This is a genomic window from Streptomyces coffeae, from assembly GCF_016741875.1.
In the GTDB taxonomy this organism is placed as follows: domain Bacteria; phylum Actinomycetota; class Actinomycetes; order Streptomycetales; family Streptomycetaceae; genus Streptomyces; species Streptomyces coffeae.
Map to the genome: position 1 here is coordinate 87,544 of NZ_JAERRF010000027.1, position 16,103 is coordinate 103,646.

At 69.1% G+C, this 16,103-nt stretch carries 16 protein-coding genes; 9 read left to right on the plus strand and 7 right to left on the minus strand.

What is annotated here, in order from left to right:
* Nucleotides 1-247: 247 nt before the first annotated feature.
* Both JK363_RS32780 and JK363_RS32785 read right to left on the minus strand, forming a co-directional pair.
* Nucleotides 248-1,282: a transglycosylase family protein gene (locus tag JK363_RS32780; RefSeq protein ID WP_201880911.1), complete on the minus strand. Its 1,035-nt coding sequence runs from the start codon at nt 1,280-1,282 to the stop codon at nt 248-250.
* 148 nt (nt 1,283-1,430) lie between these two features.
* Entirely contained in the window at nt 1,431-2,699 is a 1,269-nt protein-coding gene (locus JK363_RS32785; protein ID WP_201880913.1) for a cytochrome P450 family protein, read from the minus strand.
* Between the two features lie 656 nt (nt 2,700-3,355).
* Here JK363_RS32785 and JK363_RS32790 point away from each other — a divergent pair.
* The 7 genes from JK363_RS32790 (at nt 3,356) to JK363_RS32820 (ending at nt 10,030) form a co-directional block, all read left to right on the plus strand.
* Complete coding sequence (locus tag JK363_RS32790; RefSeq protein WP_201880914.1) at nt 3,356-4,465, plus strand: ATP-binding protein; 1,110 nt, start codon at nt 3,356-3,358, stop codon at nt 4,463-4,465.
* Nucleotides 4,462-4,863, plus strand: coding sequence for a roadblock/LC7 domain-containing protein (locus JK363_RS32795; RefSeq protein ID WP_176182538.1), 402 nt, complete (start codon nt 4,462-4,464; stop codon nt 4,861-4,863). The genes JK363_RS32790 and JK363_RS32795 overlap by 4 nt, the downstream gene beginning before the upstream one ends.
* A complete protein-coding gene (locus JK363_RS32800) occupies nt 4,860-5,231 on the plus strand; it encodes a DUF742 domain-containing protein (RefSeq protein WP_201880915.1) in 372 nt (123 codons plus the stop codon). Before JK363_RS32795 ends, JK363_RS32800 begins: the two co-directional genes overlap by 4 nt.
* The gene (locus JK363_RS32805) at nt 5,206-5,796 is read left to right on the plus strand and encodes a GTP-binding protein (protein ID WP_201880916.1); all 591 of its coding nucleotides are present in this window, start codon (nt 5,206-5,208) and stop codon (nt 5,794-5,796) included. Before JK363_RS32800 ends, JK363_RS32805 begins: the two co-directional genes overlap by 26 nt.
* 8 nt (nt 5,797-5,804) lie before the next feature.
* Nucleotides 5,805-7,157 (plus strand): cytochrome P450, encoded by a 1,353-nt coding sequence (locus tag JK363_RS32810; RefSeq protein WP_201880917.1) that lies wholly within the window; start codon nt 5,805-5,807, stop codon nt 7,155-7,157.
* A gap of 293 nt (nt 7,158-7,450) precedes the next feature.
* Nucleotides 7,451-8,608 carry a tryptophan dimethylallyltransferase family protein gene (locus tag JK363_RS32815; protein ID WP_201880918.1) on the plus strand — a complete coding sequence of 386 codons (1,158 nt, stop codon included), beginning with the start codon at nt 7,451-7,453 and terminating at the stop codon, nt 8,606-8,608.
* 27 nt (nt 8,609-8,635) lie between these two features.
* Nucleotides 8,636-10,030, plus strand: coding sequence for a tryptophanase (locus tag JK363_RS32820; RefSeq protein WP_215911493.1), 1,395 nt, complete (start codon nt 8,636-8,638; stop codon nt 10,028-10,030).
* A 75-nt stretch (nt 10,031-10,105) separates the two neighbouring features.
* Here JK363_RS32820 and JK363_RS32825 read toward each other — a convergent pair whose 3' ends face one another.
* From JK363_RS32825 to JK363_RS32840, 4 genes are all read right to left on the minus strand, one after another.
* The gene (locus JK363_RS32825) at nt 10,106-10,462 is read right to left on the minus strand and encodes a DUF6479 family protein (RefSeq protein ID WP_201880920.1); all 357 of its coding nucleotides are present in this window, start codon (nt 10,460-10,462) and stop codon (nt 10,106-10,108) included.
* A gap of 50 nt (nt 10,463-10,512) precedes the next feature.
* Complete coding sequence (locus JK363_RS32830; protein ID WP_201880922.1) at nt 10,513-11,568, minus strand: nucleoside triphosphate pyrophosphohydrolase; 1,056 nt, start codon at nt 11,566-11,568, stop codon at nt 10,513-10,515.
* Nucleotides 11,529-12,146, minus strand: coding sequence for a SurA N-terminal domain-containing protein (locus JK363_RS32835; protein WP_201880923.1), 618 nt, complete (start codon nt 12,144-12,146; stop codon nt 11,529-11,531). The genes JK363_RS32830 and JK363_RS32835 overlap by 40 nt, the downstream gene beginning before the upstream one ends.
* 169 nt (nt 12,147-12,315) lie before the next feature.
* A complete protein-coding gene (locus tag JK363_RS32840) occupies nt 12,316-13,032 on the minus strand; it encodes an HNH endonuclease family protein (protein ID WP_215911494.1) in 717 nt (238 codons plus the stop codon).
* A 59-nt stretch (nt 13,033-13,091) separates the two neighbouring features.
* Between JK363_RS32840 and JK363_RS32845 the strand changes: the two genes are divergently transcribed.
* Nucleotides 13,092-14,543: a DUF2079 domain-containing protein gene (locus JK363_RS32845; protein WP_201880924.1), complete on the plus strand. Its 1,452-nt coding sequence runs from the start codon at nt 13,092-13,094 to the stop codon at nt 14,541-14,543.
* 79 nt (nt 14,544-14,622) lie between these two features.
* Here JK363_RS32845 and JK363_RS32850 read toward each other — a convergent pair whose 3' ends face one another.
* Nucleotides 14,623-15,405, minus strand: a complete 783-nt coding sequence (locus tag JK363_RS32850; protein ID WP_201880925.1) for a VOC family protein — start codon at nt 15,403-15,405, stop codon at nt 14,623-14,625.
* A gap of 157 nt (nt 15,406-15,562) precedes the next feature.
* Between JK363_RS32850 and JK363_RS32855 the strand changes: the two genes are divergently transcribed.
* A complete protein-coding gene (locus JK363_RS32855) occupies nt 15,563-16,090 on the plus strand; it encodes an RDD family protein (RefSeq protein WP_201880926.1) in 528 nt (175 codons plus the stop codon).
* The last annotated feature ends 13 nt before the right edge of the window (nt 16,091-16,103 follow it).

Sequence of the window (16,103 nt, forward strand, 5' to 3'; positions counted from 1 at the left end):
CCCCGACCGCCGGCAGGACTCGGCGTGACGATCGACGGTGCCCGCGGTGGCGAGCGGAAAGACGGTAAACACACACCCCGAGAAGGTTCAAACCCCCCATTCACAGCGAGAGGTGCTGTATTTGATCTCACCCGGCCCACATCCACGCAGGTGGGACCGGGTGAGGAGAATCGGGCAGGGGGTGCGTTCCGGATTTTGCGACGAGATGTATGTCTCACCGGAACCAGATCGGGCAATTCACCCCGAACTACCGCCCCTTGGCGCTGAGATCCAGTCGCTGACCGGGGACGATCAGATCCGGATTGTCCCCGATGAGGCTTTCGTTGCCTTTGTAGAGGCCGTGCCAGCCGGTCGAGAGGTCCTGGCGCTCGGCGATGCCTGAAAGGCTGTCACCGGGCCGCACGGTGTAGCCGTCGTCCGCGGGCTCCTCGGCGCGGTCCGCGCCGTCCCGCGAGGCATGCCGTCCGGAGGGCCGCCGGGTCTCCTTGCCGCCGTCTCCCTCGTCCGGGTCCGCGGAGCCGCGGTGGCGTCCGGTGGGCGCGGGGTCGGCGCTCTCGTCCGGGGACTCCTCGTCCGGGGAATCCGAGGCGTCCGGGGACTCCGGAATGTCCGGGGAGTCGGCGCCCTTCGTGGCCGACGGGGAGGGCGACAGGGAGTCGTTGTCCTCTCCGCTGGGCGAGTCGGACGGGGAGGGCTTTCCGCGCTCCTCGTCGTTGTCGGGTGTCCGGCGCTGGTCGTCCGAAGAGCCGGAGGGGTCCGCTGCGTCGCCGCGGTCCTCGGCGGAGTCACCGCGGTCCTCGGACGAGGAGCCGTCGCGCTCGCGGTCCTCCTCGCCGTTCCCGCCGTCCGCGCGCTGACCGGCGGACGGGGGCTGGGTGAAACCGGGGTTCACCTCGGGGGCGTCACCACCGTCGGCGAGTCCCGCGTTCACCCCGCAGCTGGGCCAGGCATCCGGGCCACGGTCGTCCAGGATCGACTGGGCCACGGATATCTGCTGGGAGCGGCTGGCCAGATCGGGGCGCGGGGCGTAGGCGGTACCGCCGTAGCTCTTCCACATGTCCAGGGTGAGCTGGAGACCGCCGTAGAAGCCGTTGCCCTCGTTGGCGCTCCACATCCCGCCGCTCTCGCACTCGGCGACCTTGTCCCAGGTGGCGGTGGAGGCGGCCTGGGCGCCACTGGCCCCGAAGAGGGGGATGGCGAGCCCGGCACCCGTCACGCCCGCCGCGACGACGATGGCCGGAGCCTGACGGGGGCGGCGGTGTCGACCGTTCCCGGAACGCATGTGGTGGCCTCTCGTGTCGGCGGTTGAGTTGTCGGTTGAACATAGCGACGGCCCCCGATCATCACAAGCCGGTGTATCCCAGGTCACGCCCCGGTCACGCAGCTGATCATTCGTCACTTATGTCGCCCGGCACGGACCTTCGGGCGGTTCAGTGGCCCGGGGAACTCCAGGTCACCGGAAGGGTGCGCAGTCCGCGCATGATCAGCCCACCGCGCCAGCGCAGATCATCCGAATCCACCGCAAGCCGGATATCGGGCAGCCGCCGCAGCAGGGTGCCGATCGCGGTCTGCGCCTCCAGCCGGGCGAGCGGGGCGCCCAGACAGTAGTGAATGCCGTGGCCGTAGCCCAGGTGCTGGTTGTCGGTGCGGGTGAGGTCCAGCACGTCGGGGTCGCGGAACCGCTCGGGGTCGCGGTCGGCGGCGGCCAGCACCACCAGCACCGGCTCCCCCTCGGCGATGCGCTCTCCGCCGATGGTCAGCGGCTCGGTGGCGAAGCGCCAGGTGGCGATCTCCACCGGGCCGTCGTAGCGCAGCAGTTCCTCGACGCCCGCCGCGAGCAGCCGCTCGTCCCCTTCTTCCAGGGCCCGCTGGAGCCGCGCGCGTTGAACGGGATGGCGCAGCAGTGCGTACATCCCGTTACCGATCAGATTGACCGTGGTCTCGAACCCGGCGAACAAGAGGATGAAGGCCATCGCCGCGGCCTCGTTCTCGGTGAGGTGCTCTCCGTGGTCGCTGGCCCGGATCAGCCCGGAAATGAGGTCCTCGTCCGCCCCTTCCGCTCCGAGCGTCTCCCGCTTGCGGTGGATCAGTTCGGCGAGATACGCGCGGATGCGCTTCACCGCACGGGCCACTCCGCCGCGTGGACCACCGCCGTGCCGGATCATGGAACCGGCCCAGTCCCGGAAGTCGTCCTGATCTTCGCGGGGCACCCCGAGCAGATCGCAGATCGCATAGATGGGGAGGGGAAAGGCGAACTCATGGATCAGATCGGCCTCTCCCCTTTCCTCGAAGGCATCGATGAGCTGATCGGTCAACTCCCGTACCCGCGGGGCGAACGCGGCGACCCGGCGCGGGGTGAATGCCTTGGACACCAGCCGGCGCAGCCGGGTGTGATCCGGCGGATCGATATTGAGCAGATGGGTCATCAGATCGGCACGCTGCTCACCGGGGATGCCCACCTTGCCCCGGGCATGCGCCGACTCACTGTGCGTCTGCGGGTTCTTGGACAGCCGGGGGTCGGCCAATGCCTGCCGGGCGTCGGCGTAGCGGGTCACCAGCCATGCCTCGACTCCGCTGGGGAGCGTGGTCCTGCGGACCGGGGCATGTTCGCGGAGCCAGGCGTACGCGGGGTAGGGATCGGCTGCGAACTCCCAGGTGAAGAGGGTGGGCTCGGGTACGTCACGGGGCTGCTCGGGCACCCCCCGACGATACCGGCCACCCCCGCCTCCTCCGCCAATACTGCGCTTTTGGGCTGTATTCGGATGAACGGGCATCAATAACAATCAATGGAGATAAGTACCGAGAGTAGCCTTAGGAATATCTCCACACTCCCTCCACGAGTCACTCGCGCCCGGGGCTGATTGCCCGGATATGAGGTGGCTGCGGCGGGGCTCTCTCCGATCTTGCCCCGAGCACCGCATGACATGCCGTTACGCCTGCTGACGTCGGTCAACGCGCGTAAAAAGTGGCATGGCTGAAATGACGTCAGGTGGCCGAATGGGACTGAGGCACATGCACGGGGCCACCGCTTGCTGGTGATACGATCACCGCGCTTGCCAGGCGAGCCAAGGGCGCGTAAGACACACGGCGATCCGGTAAATCAACCGGGAGGGTCCCCACTCTGAGGAGCATTATGCCGCCAGTCGGGCATACGGAGCCGTTTAGGCGCACCGTCGCCTGTGCGCTGCCGTCGGCAAGACGAGCGCGATGTCCCCGGACCCTGCGGGCGCCGTACGGGCGCTGAACTACCGCCACGCGGGCGGCGGTTCACTGCCGCCCTCCGCCCCTCCGGAACCACCAGACGCGCAACACCTCCCTTTCAGTCCCTGGCGGTCTAGTCGTTAAAGAGAGTCTCATGACGCAATACATACAGGATCCAGCATTCTGGGCCCTGATCGCAGGCACGCCTCTCGCTGCAACTGCCATATTCCGCGGGCGAAAGACACAAGCGAAACTGCGCTCCGAGAAGGCGGAAGCGGAAAACCGCTACACGGACCTTGAGAACCACTACTCCTCGGCGGTCCAGGAGGCGCAGGTCCGCGCGGAAGAGGCCACCAAGAGCGCGCTGAAGTCGGCCATGCGAACGCTTCAGGGTCTCGCCAACGAACAGCAGCTGGCCATTTCCAAGCTCCAGGACAGGTACGGCGAGCACCACATTCTCCAGGATCTGCTGGAGATCGACCACATGAACTCGCAGTTCGGCCGGCGCGCCCAGTCCATCGCCGTCCTCTGCGACGGCTGGCTGGGCCGTCAGCGGGCCGTCGCCTCGGTCTACGACGTGGTGCGTTCCGCGAAGGGCCGCATCCGCCACTACACGCGCGTCGAGATCCGTTCCCAGAGCAATTTCGCGCTCACCAGCCGGGCCGTCGAGCCGGTCGCGCTGGCTCTCGCCGAACTGCTGGACAACGCGACCAGTTACTCGGCCCCGGACTCCCCGATCGACATCACCATCCGCACCGTTCCCAAGGGCGTCTGCATCATCATCGACGACGCCGGTGTCGGTATGAACGAGGAGGAGAAGAACCGGGCCGATCGGCTGCTGTCGGCACAGCGTGCAACGGGTGTGACGGGTCTGGGCAATCCGCCGCAGTTCGGCTTCGCGGTGATCGGTGTGCTGGCCGCCCGGTACGGCTTCAACGTCTCCGTCGATTCGGCCTCTCCCTACGGCGGTGTGCGCGCCGTTGTGCTTCTTCCCGAGGACCTGCTGACCAATATGCCCGAGCCGGAAGAACCGCCGGTGTCCCATACGCCCACCGCAGCCGCGCCGGAGGATCCCGGTTCCACCGCCGGCGGTCTGCCGAAACGTCGCCGAAAGGGATCGATCTCCATCGTGCCGCGAGAAGAGTCCGGCAATGCCTCGGTCCGGACCAGTGAGGAAACCGCGTCGATCATGGGCGCCTTCCAGCGCGGTACGCAGTCCGGTCGCTCCGCAAATCCGAACAGGGAAGGGCATGATCCTCAGTGAACAACGACCTGTCCTGGATGCTTGACAGCGCCCTGGAAGTGCCGGGTGCACGTCATGCGCTCCTGGTGTCCGCCGACGGTCTGCTGATGGCCCGCTCTCAGGAGGTCCGGAAGGACGAGGCCGACACCGTGGCCGCCGCCATGAGCGGTATCCAGTCGCTGAGTCGCACCATGGGCGGCTTCTGCGGTGATCCGCAGATGAACTGGCGTCAGACCCTGGTGGAGTTCGACGGCGGCTGGGTCTTTCTCATCTCCGCCGGTGAGGGCGCATATCTGGCGGTCTCGTCCGCCCCCGATGTCGACATGGCCGACATCACCTTCCGTATGCAGCAGCTCGTCGGGCAGCTCGGCAAGGTACTGACCACTCCGCCTCGCGAAAACACGAGTATCCAGGCATGATCGCACCAGATGAGCAGGAGCCCGAGTCGGCCCAGTTAGTACGGCCGTATGTGATAACCAACGGCCGCGGCCGGCTGGACAACGATCAGTTCAACCTGATCACTCTGGTCACCGCGTCCGACCAGGTCCGCCCGAACCATCTCGATCCGGAGAAGGGTCGCCTGCTGGACCTGTGCGCGGGAGGCTATCTCTCGGTCGCCGAGATAGCCGGGCACATGGGACTTCCGATCGGCATCGTCAAGGTTCTGCTGTCCGATCTGTCGGCGGACGGCTATCTCCTGACCCGGGCCCCGGCACCTCCCGCCCAGCTTGTCGATGTTTCGCTCCTTCAGGAGGTACTGGATGGGCTCCAGGCCCGTTTCGGATGATGGCGTCTATCTCGCCGACCAGGTGCAGATCGCGGCCAAGATCCTCGTCGTGGGGCATTTCGCGGTCGGCAAGACGACCTTCATCGGCACCATGTCCGAGATTCCTCCGCTGCGCACCGAGGAGCGTATGACGCAGGCGGGTGCCCATGTGGACGACCTCATGGGCACCCGGGGCAAGACGACCACCACTGTGGCCATGGACTTCGGCCGTCTCACACTCAGCGACCGACTGGTCCTGTATCTCTTCGGAACACCGGGGCAGGAGCGCTTCGTCCAGGTGTGGGAGGACATGACGCGGGGTGCGCTCGGGGCACTGATCCTGGTCGATCCGGAACGGCTGAAGGAATCGTTTCCCGTGATCGACCTGGTGGAGCAGTACGGGCTGCCCTATGCGATTTCCGTCAACCATTTCGACGGCACACCGGCCCGCCCCGATGACGAACTGCGCGAGGCTCTGGACCTGTTGCCCGAGACCCCCATCGTCACCTGTGACGCACGTGACGAGAAGTCGTCGGCCAACGCGCTGATGTCACTTGTCCGTTACCTACAGGAACGTACCCGCTAGGAGCAAGTATGGACACTCAATCGGACTTCACGGCGCCGCCCCCCGGCTGCCCCGCTCACCACACCGGGGAGCGGGTTCCGCTGTACGGGCCGGAGTTCGCGGCCGATCCGGGTGCCTTCTACGCGCATCTGCGCACGTACGGGCCGATCGCGCCGGTGGAGCTGTCCCCCGGCGTGAACGCCATGCTCGTCACCGACTACTCGGCGGCACTTCAGCTGCTCCAGAACCCCGACACCTTCCGGAAGGACGCGCGTCGCTGGCGCGAGTTCAACGAGGGCAGGGTCAGCCGGGACAACCCGGTGGTGCCGCTGCTGGAGTACCGGCCGAACTGCATGTTCAGCGATGGCGCGGAGCATTTGCGGCTGCGCCAGGCGGTGACCGACAGCCTGGCCCGGGTGGATTCGCACCGGCTGAGCCGGCATGTCGACCGCGTCGCCACCTATCTGATCGACCAGTTCATATCCCGCGGCTCGGTCGATCTGCTCAACGACTACGCCAAGCTGCTGCCGCTCTTCGTCTTCAATGAGCTTTTCGGCTGCCCGGCGGAAATCGGTGACCGAGTCATCTTCGGCATCTCCGGAATATTCGACGGAATCAACGCCGAGAAGGCGAACGAAGTACTGACGCAGAGCGTTGGCGAACTGGTCGCGCTCAAGCGCAGCAAGCCCGGGGAGGATGTCACCTCCTGGCTTATGCAGCACCATGCCCAGCTGACCGATGAAGAGCTGGCGCATCAGCTCGTGCTGCTGCTGGGCGCCGGTGCCGAACCGCAGCGGAACCTCATCGCCAACGCACTGCTGCTGTTGCTCGCGGACGAGCGTTACGCGGGTGGCGGCATGCTCGTCGAGGACGCTATGGACGAGGTGCTGTGGAACAGCCCTCCCATGTCCAATTACGCTCCGCACTATCCGGTGTCGGACGTGGACTTCGCCGGAACCCGACTGCATGCGGGCGACCTCGTCCTGGTCAGCCTCGCGGCCGCGAATACCGATCCGAGCCTCTCCGCCTCTCGCCAGGTGCTCAGCAAGCGCGCTCATCTGGCCTGGAGCGCCGGACCGCATGCCTGCCCGGCCAAGGATCCCGCTCAGCTCATCGGCCTGGTGGCCATCGAGAAACTCCTCAACCGGCTGCCCGATATCGAATTGGCGGTGCCCGAGTCGAGCCTGACGTGGCGCCCCGGGCCCTTCAATCGTGGGCTGTCCACGCTGCCTGCCCGTTTCACCCCCGTAGCGGCCAATAAGCAGCCCTCCATGCCTTCTGTGCATGAAAGCTCTGCGGCGAACGATTCTCACGGCCAACAGCGGAACAAGCCCGAAAAAGCAGGCTTGTGGAGCTCCTTCCTGGCCTGGTGGCGTGTATGACCTTTGCCACAGACTGGCGCTGTTTTCCCACTGCATGAATGCTCAATCGGCCGGGTATGCCATGACGCGAAATTCATGTTGGCCGAAATCCAATAAGGAGCTGTCGTGGGGCCTGTCGCCGTCGGCAACACCGCCGATCGACGTCGTGCAGTGGTTTCACTCATATCCTGGCCGGGCGTACTGACTAATCGAACTCCTATTCCATCCATATCGCACTCCATACCGGGAGGGGCGCCGCCCGGTACGAACGCCAGTGCGATAGGGATCGTCGCGGCACACACCTTCCCCGCATCATGAGCGCCGGACTTTCCGGATTCCATCCGGACGGCCATGCGGAATCGCGGGCGCACACCGGACTGCTCGGCGACCTCGCCGCCGAGCAACTCCTCCGGCTGTGCGAAGTGGTGGAGCTGAGCCCCACGGACGCGACGGCCTACGCGCAACTGCTGACCGACGCTCTCGGGCCGGTGGCCGGACGGCCGTTGGCGCTTCCGCCGCCCGCCCGGAGCTTCCTGTCCGACGACCACACCCCGGTCGAGTTCTCGCTCGCCTTCCTGCCCGGTGCCACCCCGGGGCTGAGGGTGCTGCTGGAGCCGGGGTCCGGAAGCGACGACCTCGTGGAGAACGGCCGGATCGGCCTCGGCTCCATCCGGGCGATGGCGGACCGCTGGGGTTTCGCCACCGATCAACTCGACCGCCTCGAGGACCTGTTCTTCCCCGCTTCGCCCGAAGGGCCGCTGGCCCTGTGGTGCGCGCTGGAGCTGCCTCCCGGCGGCGTTCCCCGCGTCAAGGTGTATCTCAACCCGGCCGCCAACGGCCGGGACCGGACCGCCGAGACCGTACGCGAAGCGCTGGGCAGGCTCGGCCACCGTCAGGCGTTCTACGCCCTGCCACCGGCCGACGCCTATCCGTTCCTCGCCCTGGACCTCGGGGACTGGGACACACCGCGGGCGAAGCTCTACCTCACCCACCACGGACTGTCCGCCACCGAGGGCGGTGTCCTCCCCCGGATCACACCCCATCCGGGTCAGGAGCGGATCGAAGGGTTCTTCCGCACCGTCGGGGGCTTCCCCGCGGGCGGCGGGGGACGGCTGAGCGGACGCCCCGCCCTCTCCTGCCATTCCTTCACGGAGACGGCGACCGGCCTGCCCAGCGGCTTCACCCTCCACGTCCCCGTCCGCGACTACGTCCGGCACGACGGACAGGCGCGAGAACGGGCGGTGGCCGTGCTGAAACGTCACGGCATCGACAGCACCTGGCTGGACCGGGCGCTGGCCGCCGTGACCTCGCGCCGACTGGAGGACGGTGTGGGCCTGATCGCCTATGTGGCGCTGGTCCACGAGCGGCACCGGCCACCGCGGGTGACCGTTTACGTCTCCTCGGAGGCGTACGAGGTACGGCCGCCCCTCGAGGCGCTTCCGTCCCACGAGCGTGCCGCCGCGGCGCTGTGACACACCACCAGCACACTGAGCAAGAGAATGACAGGAGCAGCGATCAGCGTGGAACCGTACCGGATCAAGGTCGTCGAACCCATACCCGTGACGACGCGGGAACAGCGCGAAGAAGCGCTGAAGCGCGTCAACTACAACCTCTTCGACCTGCGCGCCGAAGAAGTGACCATCGACCTCCTCACCGACTCGGGCACCGGTGCGCTGTCGGCCGCTCAGCTCGCCGCGGGCATGGCCGGAGATGAGTCCTACTCGGGCTCCCGCTCCTTCTACCGGTTCCACGAGACCGTGACCGAACTGACCGGCTACGCCCATGTCCTGCCCACCCATCAGGGCCGCGCGGCCGAGCGCGTGCTCTTCTCGTCACTGCTGAAGCCGGGCTCCATCGTCCTGGCCAACACGCACTTCGACACCACGCGCGCGAACGTGGAGCTCAACAACTGCGAGGCCCGGGACCTGCCGTGCCCCGAGGCCAAGAACCTGGACAGCGTGGAGCCGTTCAAGGGGAACATCGACCTGAACGAGCTCCACCGCCAATTGACCGGGCCGGACGCCGACCGGATCTCCGTGGTGGTCATGACCATCACCAACAACGGCGGCGGCGGTCAGCCCGTCTCCATGGGCAACCTCAAGCAGACCGCGGCCCTCTGCCGCCAGTACGGCGTACCGCTGTTCCTGGACGCCGCCCGGTTCGCCGAGAACGCCTGGCTGGTGACCCGTCACGAGGAGGGCTACCGCGACCGCACCCCCCGCCAGGTCGCTGAAGAAGCGTTCCGCCTGGCGGACGGCTGCATGATGAGCGCCAAGAAGGACGGCATCGTCCACATCGGTGGCTTCATCGGGATGAACGACCCCGAGCTCGCCCAGCGGTGCGAACTGCTCCTCATCGCCACCGAAGGGTTCGCGACCTACGGTGGTCTGGCCGGACGCGACCTCGACATGATGGCCCAGGGGCTGTCCGAGGTGACCGAGCCCGCCTACCTCGCGGAACGCGCCGACATCGCCGCCCACCTCGCGCACCGGGTCCGCTCCGCGGGGGTCGACATCGTCGAGCCGCCGGGCCTCCACGCGCTCTACCTCAACGCCGGGCGGCTGCTGCCGCACCTTCCGCCCCACCACTACCCCGGTCACGCCCTCGCCTGCCGGATGTACCTGGAGGGCGGTATCCGCTCGGCCGAGCTGGGCTCCCTCTACCTCGGTGAGGAGGACGAAGACGGCAACCCCATCAAGAGCGCGCCGTACGAACTGGTCAGGCTCGCCCTGCCGCGCCGGGTCTACACCCGCAGCCACTACGACCACATCGGCGAAACCCTGGCGAAGATCGCCAAGCAGGCCGATACGGTGCACGGCTTCCGTATTACGGACCAGTCGCCGATTCTGCGCCACTTCCGGGCCACCCTCGAACCGGTGCCCGCGGCAGGCTGACGGCACAGCCCGGCGCGGCGCACGAGCCCGGCCCCGGTGGATTCCGGTGCCGGGCCCGTACCGTTCGGATCCGGTTCAGCCGGCGTCACGCGTGCCGGATCCGCCCAGTTGGTGCGGGCGTCGGCGGGCGCCGTCCCTGGGCAGTGGGTCGGGCTCACGGCGCTCGCTGACATAGCCGGCCCGGCCGCCGTCGTGTTGGTGCCCCGGGCCGTGGCCCGACTCCCGTGCCGCGCGGTCGGTTTCACCGGGCTCCTGCCAGGCGCCGGAGCGGGGCTGCGGACGGCGGGGCGCCATCGGCTCCCGGGCGCGGATCCGGATCCCCCACCAGACGGCCGCGACACACAGCAGGACGATCACCAGGCCGACGGCCAGCGGCACCGTCCCGATCAACAGGTCCCGTTCGGCGGCGCGTTCCATGGCGTAGGCGGACATGTCGCCCGAGTACCCTCCGGCACCCGTCTCACGCCCGCCGCACGCCCGCCTCAGCGCGCCGCGGAGTCCTCCGCGGCGCGTATCGCGTCCCGGTAGGCGCGGGCCGCGGCCCGCAGGGCGGTCTCCGGCTCGATGCCCTGCTCTTCCGCACGCACCGCCAGCGCCAGCAGTTCGTAGCCGATGCCCTCGCCCTCCGGGAGCCGGACATCGAGCCCGGCAGTCCGGGCACGGGAGGCCAGTTTGGCGGTGAGCGCCAGGGCGGGCTGACCGAGCGGAACCCCTTCGGTGACCGAAGTGCGCTGCTTCTCGGCCGCCTTGGTGCGCAGCCAGTGCGCCTTGACGTCCTCGGGGGTCTCGGCGGCCTCCTCGCCGAACACATGCGGATGGCGGTGGATCAGCTTGTCCACGATGCCGCCCGCCACATCGTCGATCGAGAACGGCGCCTCCGGGTCGTCCTCGGCGATCCGGGCGTGGAAGACGACCTGGAGCAGCACATCGCCGAGTTCCTCGCGCAGCGCCTCGCGGTCGCCGTCCTCGATGGCCTCGACGAGTTCGTACGCCTCCTCGATGCCGTACTTCACCAGCTCCGCGTTGGTGCGGGTGCCGCTCCACGGGCATTCGGCCCGGATCCGGTCCATGATCTGCACCAGGTCGAGCAGCCGCGCGCCCGGGAGGTCGTAGGAGCCGGGCAGCAGCTCAAGGTCGGGCATGGACTCGCGGCCGGAACCGGCCAGCCGGGCCAGCCCGTCGGTCAGCTCGGACTCCCCCTCCGCCGAGGTGATCACCACAACGCTCCGGCCGCCGCCGGTCCGGCAGTGGTCGACCAGCTCCCGCGCGGTCGGCACCGCCCGCTCCACCGTGATCCCCGCCTCCCGCAGATAGGGCAGCTGTGGATGGCCGGGGTCGCCGCACAGCACCCGGTCCGCCTCGCGCAGCGCCTGCCACGCGGGCCAGGACAGCAGTCCCGGCGCCACCCGGTGGCTGGTGGTGAGAAGGACGATACGGCCGGTGGCGGCGGCGTCGGCCGGGGTGGCGGAGTCTGGTGCGGTCACCCTTGCAACGTAACTTACGCCTGCTCCGGGGAGCCGCCCGAGGTGCGCAGCCATGCCTCCTTGGCGATCACCGCGGTGCCCTGGTTGTCGTCCCACTTCCCGTAGCGCGGGTTGACCTGGATGTCGAGCGCCTTGGAGGTACGGGCGAAGACCGCGTTGACCTTGGTGGTGCCCAGCTTGCGCAGCAGCGCGCTGCGGGTGAGGTCCATCCGGACGGCCTGGTCGATCCGGTCCGGCGCGATGCCCTGCTCCACATAGAGGGCGCGCAGCGCGGCGGCGCCACCCGCCTGCTGCTCGGCGGCGCCGCGGGCCCGCTGCACCTCGCGGCGGGTGACGCCGACGCCGTTGTCCTTGCCCGCCCGCTCGATGACCCGGAACTGGATCATGCGGATCAGGGTGTCCTGGCTCAGCCGGCCGCCGGCCGCGAGAAGCTGGTCGGCCTTGGGTGAGCCGCGCTGCGCGTCCCGTACGTCCTTCACCTGCGCCTGCAGCTGCGAGACGGTGATCCGGTTGCCGTCCACCACGGCGGCGGCACCGGGGCGCGGAGCCTCTCCGCAGGCCGTGAGGAGCGGGGCGGAGAGCAGCAGGGCGGACGCGGCGGAGACGGAGAGCGCAGTACGGCGGCGGATCATTGAGCCTCCCGGCAGAGATCGTGCGGCGCGACAGACGATCTGGGTTTGATCGATGGTATGGAGTCGGCGCGGCCTAGGCCACTGCTTGGACAACGATTCACCGGCGTCTTGGTCAGCGCCCCACGTCAGCGCCGGGCCCGGCACCCGACACCCGGCGCCCGGACAGGGCCTAGCGGCCGCCGCGCACGGGCAGCGCGGTGTCCGGGCACCGGCCCAGCACCCGCGTCATCGCGTTCCTCTCCGCCCGCGTCACCCACACCCCGTACTTCTTCTTCACCGCGACCTGGTGCGCCACATAGTCACAGCGGTACGCCGTGTTGGGCGGCAGCCAGGTCGCCGCGTCACCGTCGCCCTTGCGGCGGTTGGCGGAGGCGTCCACCGCGATCAGATTGAGCGGGTCGTTGGCGAACGCCACCCGCTTGTCCCGGTCCCACTGCCGGGCCCCCTTCTGCCAGGCGTCGGAGAGCGCCACCACATGGTCGATGTCGACCTTGCTGTGCCCGCGGACGAACCGCACGCTGCGGCCGGTGTACGGATCGTCGTCCAGCGTGCCGGAGGCGACCAGGCAGTGGCCGCCGCGGAACCGCACCCTCTCCAGGTCGCGCTCGAGGATGTCATCACGCGTCCCGCAGCCGTTGTCATCGGTGTCCACCCACGAGCTGCCGAAGGCGCCGCGCTCATAACCCGTCTTCGGCGCCCGCCCCTTGACCGTGAGCGACGCCACAGCGGAGAGCGCCGGTCCCGACGGCCGGCCGCTCCGCTGAGCGCCGCCGTCCGCCGAACTGTCCCCGTCCCCGCCCTCACCGGGCCGGCAGCCGGCCACCGCGAACAGCACGGCCAGCGCCACCGCGGTCCCCCGCCCAAATCCCCCAAGCCGTCCAAGCAACCGACTCTCCCCCTTCGCGTATCTTTTCGCACAGACCGCCCACACGATAAGGACCCTGGATGGACACGGCCGCAGCACTCCCGCCCGGCAGCACCACGGACGGGGCGACCGCCCCCACGGGCCGTACCGGGCTGCTCGCCAGGGCGAGTGCGCTGCGGGGACCGCGGCTGGACCCGTACTGGCTGGCCCTCGTCCTCTTCGTCCTCTACGCGACGCTGTCGGTCTGCCGCTACCGCCGGATGGCCAGCATGTCCTGGGACCTGGGCATCTTCGAACAGGCGATACGGGCGTACGCGCACTTCCAGGAGCCGGTGGCCGATCTCAAGGGCCCCGGCGCCAATATTCTCGGCGACCACTTCAGCCCCATCACGGCCCTGCTCGGCCCGGTCTACCGGGTCTTCCCCGGCCCCGTCACGCTGCTGGTGGCGCAGGCGGCCCTGTTCGCCGTCTCCGCCGTCCCCGTGACCCGTATCGCCGCCCGGCTGCTGGGGCGTGGCCGCGGGCTGGCGATCGGCATCGCCTACGGGGCGTCCTGGGGCATCCAGCGCGCCGTGGACTTCGACTTCCACGAGATCTGCTTCGCCGTCCCGCTGCTGGCCTTCTGTCTGGAGGCGGTGCTGCGCGAGCGCTGGTACGCGGCGATGCTGTGGGCCGCCCCGCTGGTCCTCGTCAAGGAGGACATGGGCGCCACCGTGGCCGCGATCGGCCTCGTCATCGTGGCGCGCACCTGGAGGACCCATGAGCAGCGGATCACCCCGCTCGCCGTCGGCCTCATGGTCTTCGGCGTCATGGCCTCGGCCCTCGCGCTGGGCGTCATCATCCCCGGCTTCAACGGCACGGGCTCGTACGACTACTGGGACAAGGTCGGCAGCGGCGGGGACCAGACCGGCACCATCCCCGTCGGCACCGCGCTGCGCACCCTGCTGTGGATCCTGCTGCCGACCACCGGACTGCTGAGCCTGCGCTCCCCGCTGCTGCTGGTGGCCGTGCCCACCCTCGGCTGGCGCTTCCTCTCCCACGACGACCACTACTGGGGCACCGACTGGCACTACAGCGCGGTGCTGATGCCGGTGGTCTTCCTGGCCCTGGTCGACGCCCTGGCCCGGACCCGCGACAGCCGCCGGGCCTGGCTCGCCTCGTACTCCCGCCAACTGCCCGCCGCGGTGTGCGGGGCGGCCCTGGCGCTGTCGTCCTCCATGCCGCTGTACGACCTCACCAAGGGGGACACCTACGAGAAGTCCCCGGCGGTCGGCGCGGTGGAACGGCTACTGGACCGGATACCGGACGGGGCGTCGGTGGAGGCCAACGTGGGGCCGATATCCCGGCTCACCGACCGCTGCCGGGTGCTGTGGGTGGGCGCGGCCCGCGGTGTCGAACCGGACTACATAGCCCTCCAGGAGCCGGAGCGCAGTATGGCCGATGTGGTGGCGTACGCCCGTCAGTTGCACCCGGGCGCCACCTACGAGCCGTACGGCTCCACATCGGGCTACTTCGTCGTCAAACGGCGCTGACCGCCCCCGCGTGGGCGCGACCGGCCACGAGACAGCCGCAGACGAACGACGGCACCTCGTGGCGCTTCCCGCCGAGCGCTCAGCTCATCGGCTTCGGGGCGATCACGGCGAACGCCGCGCCCTGCGGATCCCGCACCACCGACATCCGGCCCGCCACCATGTCGAACGGCGGCTGAAGCACCGCCCCGCCCTCCGCGGAGAGTTTGGCCACCGTCCGGTCGACCTGCTCGACCGAGAAGTACACCATCCAGTGCGAGGGTGTGTCGGTCGGCGCCTCCTCGCCCAGCGGCGCAAGCCCGCCCACAGTACGGCCGTCGACCGAGAGCGCGAAGTAGCCGTCAGCGCCCTCCATGGGGGTGGTCTGCACACCCATCGCCTCGGCGTAGAACGCGGACGCCGCTTCCCTGTCACGGGTGTTGAGCTCGTTCCAGATCAGCGCGCCCGGCTCGTTGACCAGCCCCGCACCGGCGAACCCCAGCGGCTGCCAGACACCGAAGACGGCCCCGGTGGGGTCGGCCGCCACCAGCATCCGCCCGAGGTCCATCACATCCATCACCGGCAGCAGCACGGTGCCCCCGGCGCGGCTGATCGCCTCCGAGGTGGCCTGGGCGTCGGCGGAGGAGAAGTAGGTGGTCCACACGGTCGGCGGCGGGGGCTCCTCGCCCATCGACTGCGCCGTCATGATGCCCGCCACCGGCTTGTCCTTCAGGGTGCACAGGGCGTAGCCGCCGGTCTCCGGCGGGCCCACCTCCCCGGACCAGCCGAAGAGCCCTGAGTAGAAGTCCAGAGCGGCCTGCTGGTCGGGCACCATGAGATCGATCCAGCACGGTGTTCCGGGCTGGTAGGACGTGACTTCGGGCATGGCCGCCTCCCGGGTGCGCTCCGGCCGGCCCGGCGCCGGACGGGACCATCCGCTCTCCCCACCCTTCCCCCGATCCGTCCCGGCCGCCACTCGGCGCGGGCGGCCGGGACGGATGGGGGCTCCTACGGTGACGGACCCCTTTGACAGAATTCCTGTCATGATCAATCAACGGGGGCAGCAACAGCCCTATGGAACGCCACCGTCCGCGCCCTACGTCCTTCCGCATGCACCGCCGGGGCCGCAGCCGCCACCGGGCCCGCGCGTCCCCGAACCGGCCAGCGACGAGCGCCGCATGCTGGCGGCGACGGTCGACTTCCTGCTCGCCTTCGGCGCCGGCACGCCGCTCGCCCTGCGGGTGCTCCCGCAGCTGAAGGTCGAGGCGAACGCCCTGGTCCTGTGGGTGGCCTGTGTGTTCGGGCTGTCCTTCGTCAACCAGGTCCTGGGCGCCTGGATCTTCAAGGCCTCGCTCGGCAAGTGGATGCTGCGCATGCGGGTGGTGCGCGAACAGGACGCCCGGCGACCGGGCTTCTGGCGGCTGATCCACCGCTGGCTGCTGGGGCTGACCTGGCTGCCGATGCAGCCGGTGCGCAGCCTGGTCTGCGCGGACGGCGATCCGTACGAGGACCACTGCAAGCTGGTGTATGTGCGGGTGAAGGACCTGCGGCGGCTCCAGCACTCCGGCTGAAACGCGCCGGGCG

Excerpts from the sequence above, each read along its gene's own strand:
- JK363_RS32780 (WP_201880911.1), bottom strand. The coding sequence starts at position 1,282 with ATGCGTTCCGGGAACGGTCGACACCGCCGCCCCCGTCAGGCTCCGGCC.
- JK363_RS32790 (WP_201880914.1), top strand. The coding sequence starts at position 3,356 with ATGACGCAATACATACAGGATCCAGCATTCTGGGCCCTGATCGCAGGC.
- JK363_RS32800 (WP_201880915.1), top strand. The coding sequence starts at position 4,860 with ATGATCGCACCAGATGAGCAGGAGCCCGAGTCGGCCCAGTTAGTACGG.
- JK363_RS32805 (WP_201880916.1), top strand. The coding sequence starts at position 5,206 with ATGGGCTCCAGGCCCGTTTCGGATGATGGCGTCTATCTCGCCGACCAG.
- JK363_RS32810 (WP_201880917.1), top strand. The coding sequence starts at position 5,805 with ATGGACACTCAATCGGACTTCACGGCGCCGCCCCCCGGCTGCCCCGCT.
- JK363_RS32815 (WP_201880918.1), top strand. The coding sequence starts at position 7,451 with ATGAGCGCCGGACTTTCCGGATTCCATCCGGACGGCCATGCGGAATCG.
- JK363_RS32820 (WP_215911493.1), top strand. The coding sequence starts at position 8,636 with ATGACAGGAGCAGCGATCAGCGTGGAACCGTACCGGATCAAGGTCGTC.
- JK363_RS32825 (WP_201880920.1), bottom strand. The coding sequence starts at position 10,462 with ATGTCCGCCTACGCCATGGAACGCGCCGCCGAACGGGACCTGTTGATC.
- JK363_RS32830 (WP_201880922.1), bottom strand. The coding sequence starts at position 11,568 with ATGGCTGCGCACCTCGGGCGGCTCCCCGGAGCAGGCGTAAGTTACGTT.
- JK363_RS32835 (WP_201880923.1), bottom strand. The coding sequence starts at position 12,146 with ATGATCCGCCGCCGTACTGCGCTCTCCGTCTCCGCCGCGTCCGCCCTG.
- JK363_RS32845 (WP_201880924.1), top strand. The coding sequence starts at position 13,092 with ATGGACACGGCCGCAGCACTCCCGCCCGGCAGCACCACGGACGGGGCG.
- JK363_RS32850 (WP_201880925.1), bottom strand. The coding sequence starts at position 15,405 with ATGCCCGAAGTCACGTCCTACCAGCCCGGAACACCGTGCTGGATCGAT.
- JK363_RS32855 (WP_201880926.1), top strand. The coding sequence starts at position 15,563 with ATGATCAATCAACGGGGGCAGCAACAGCCCTATGGAACGCCACCGTCC.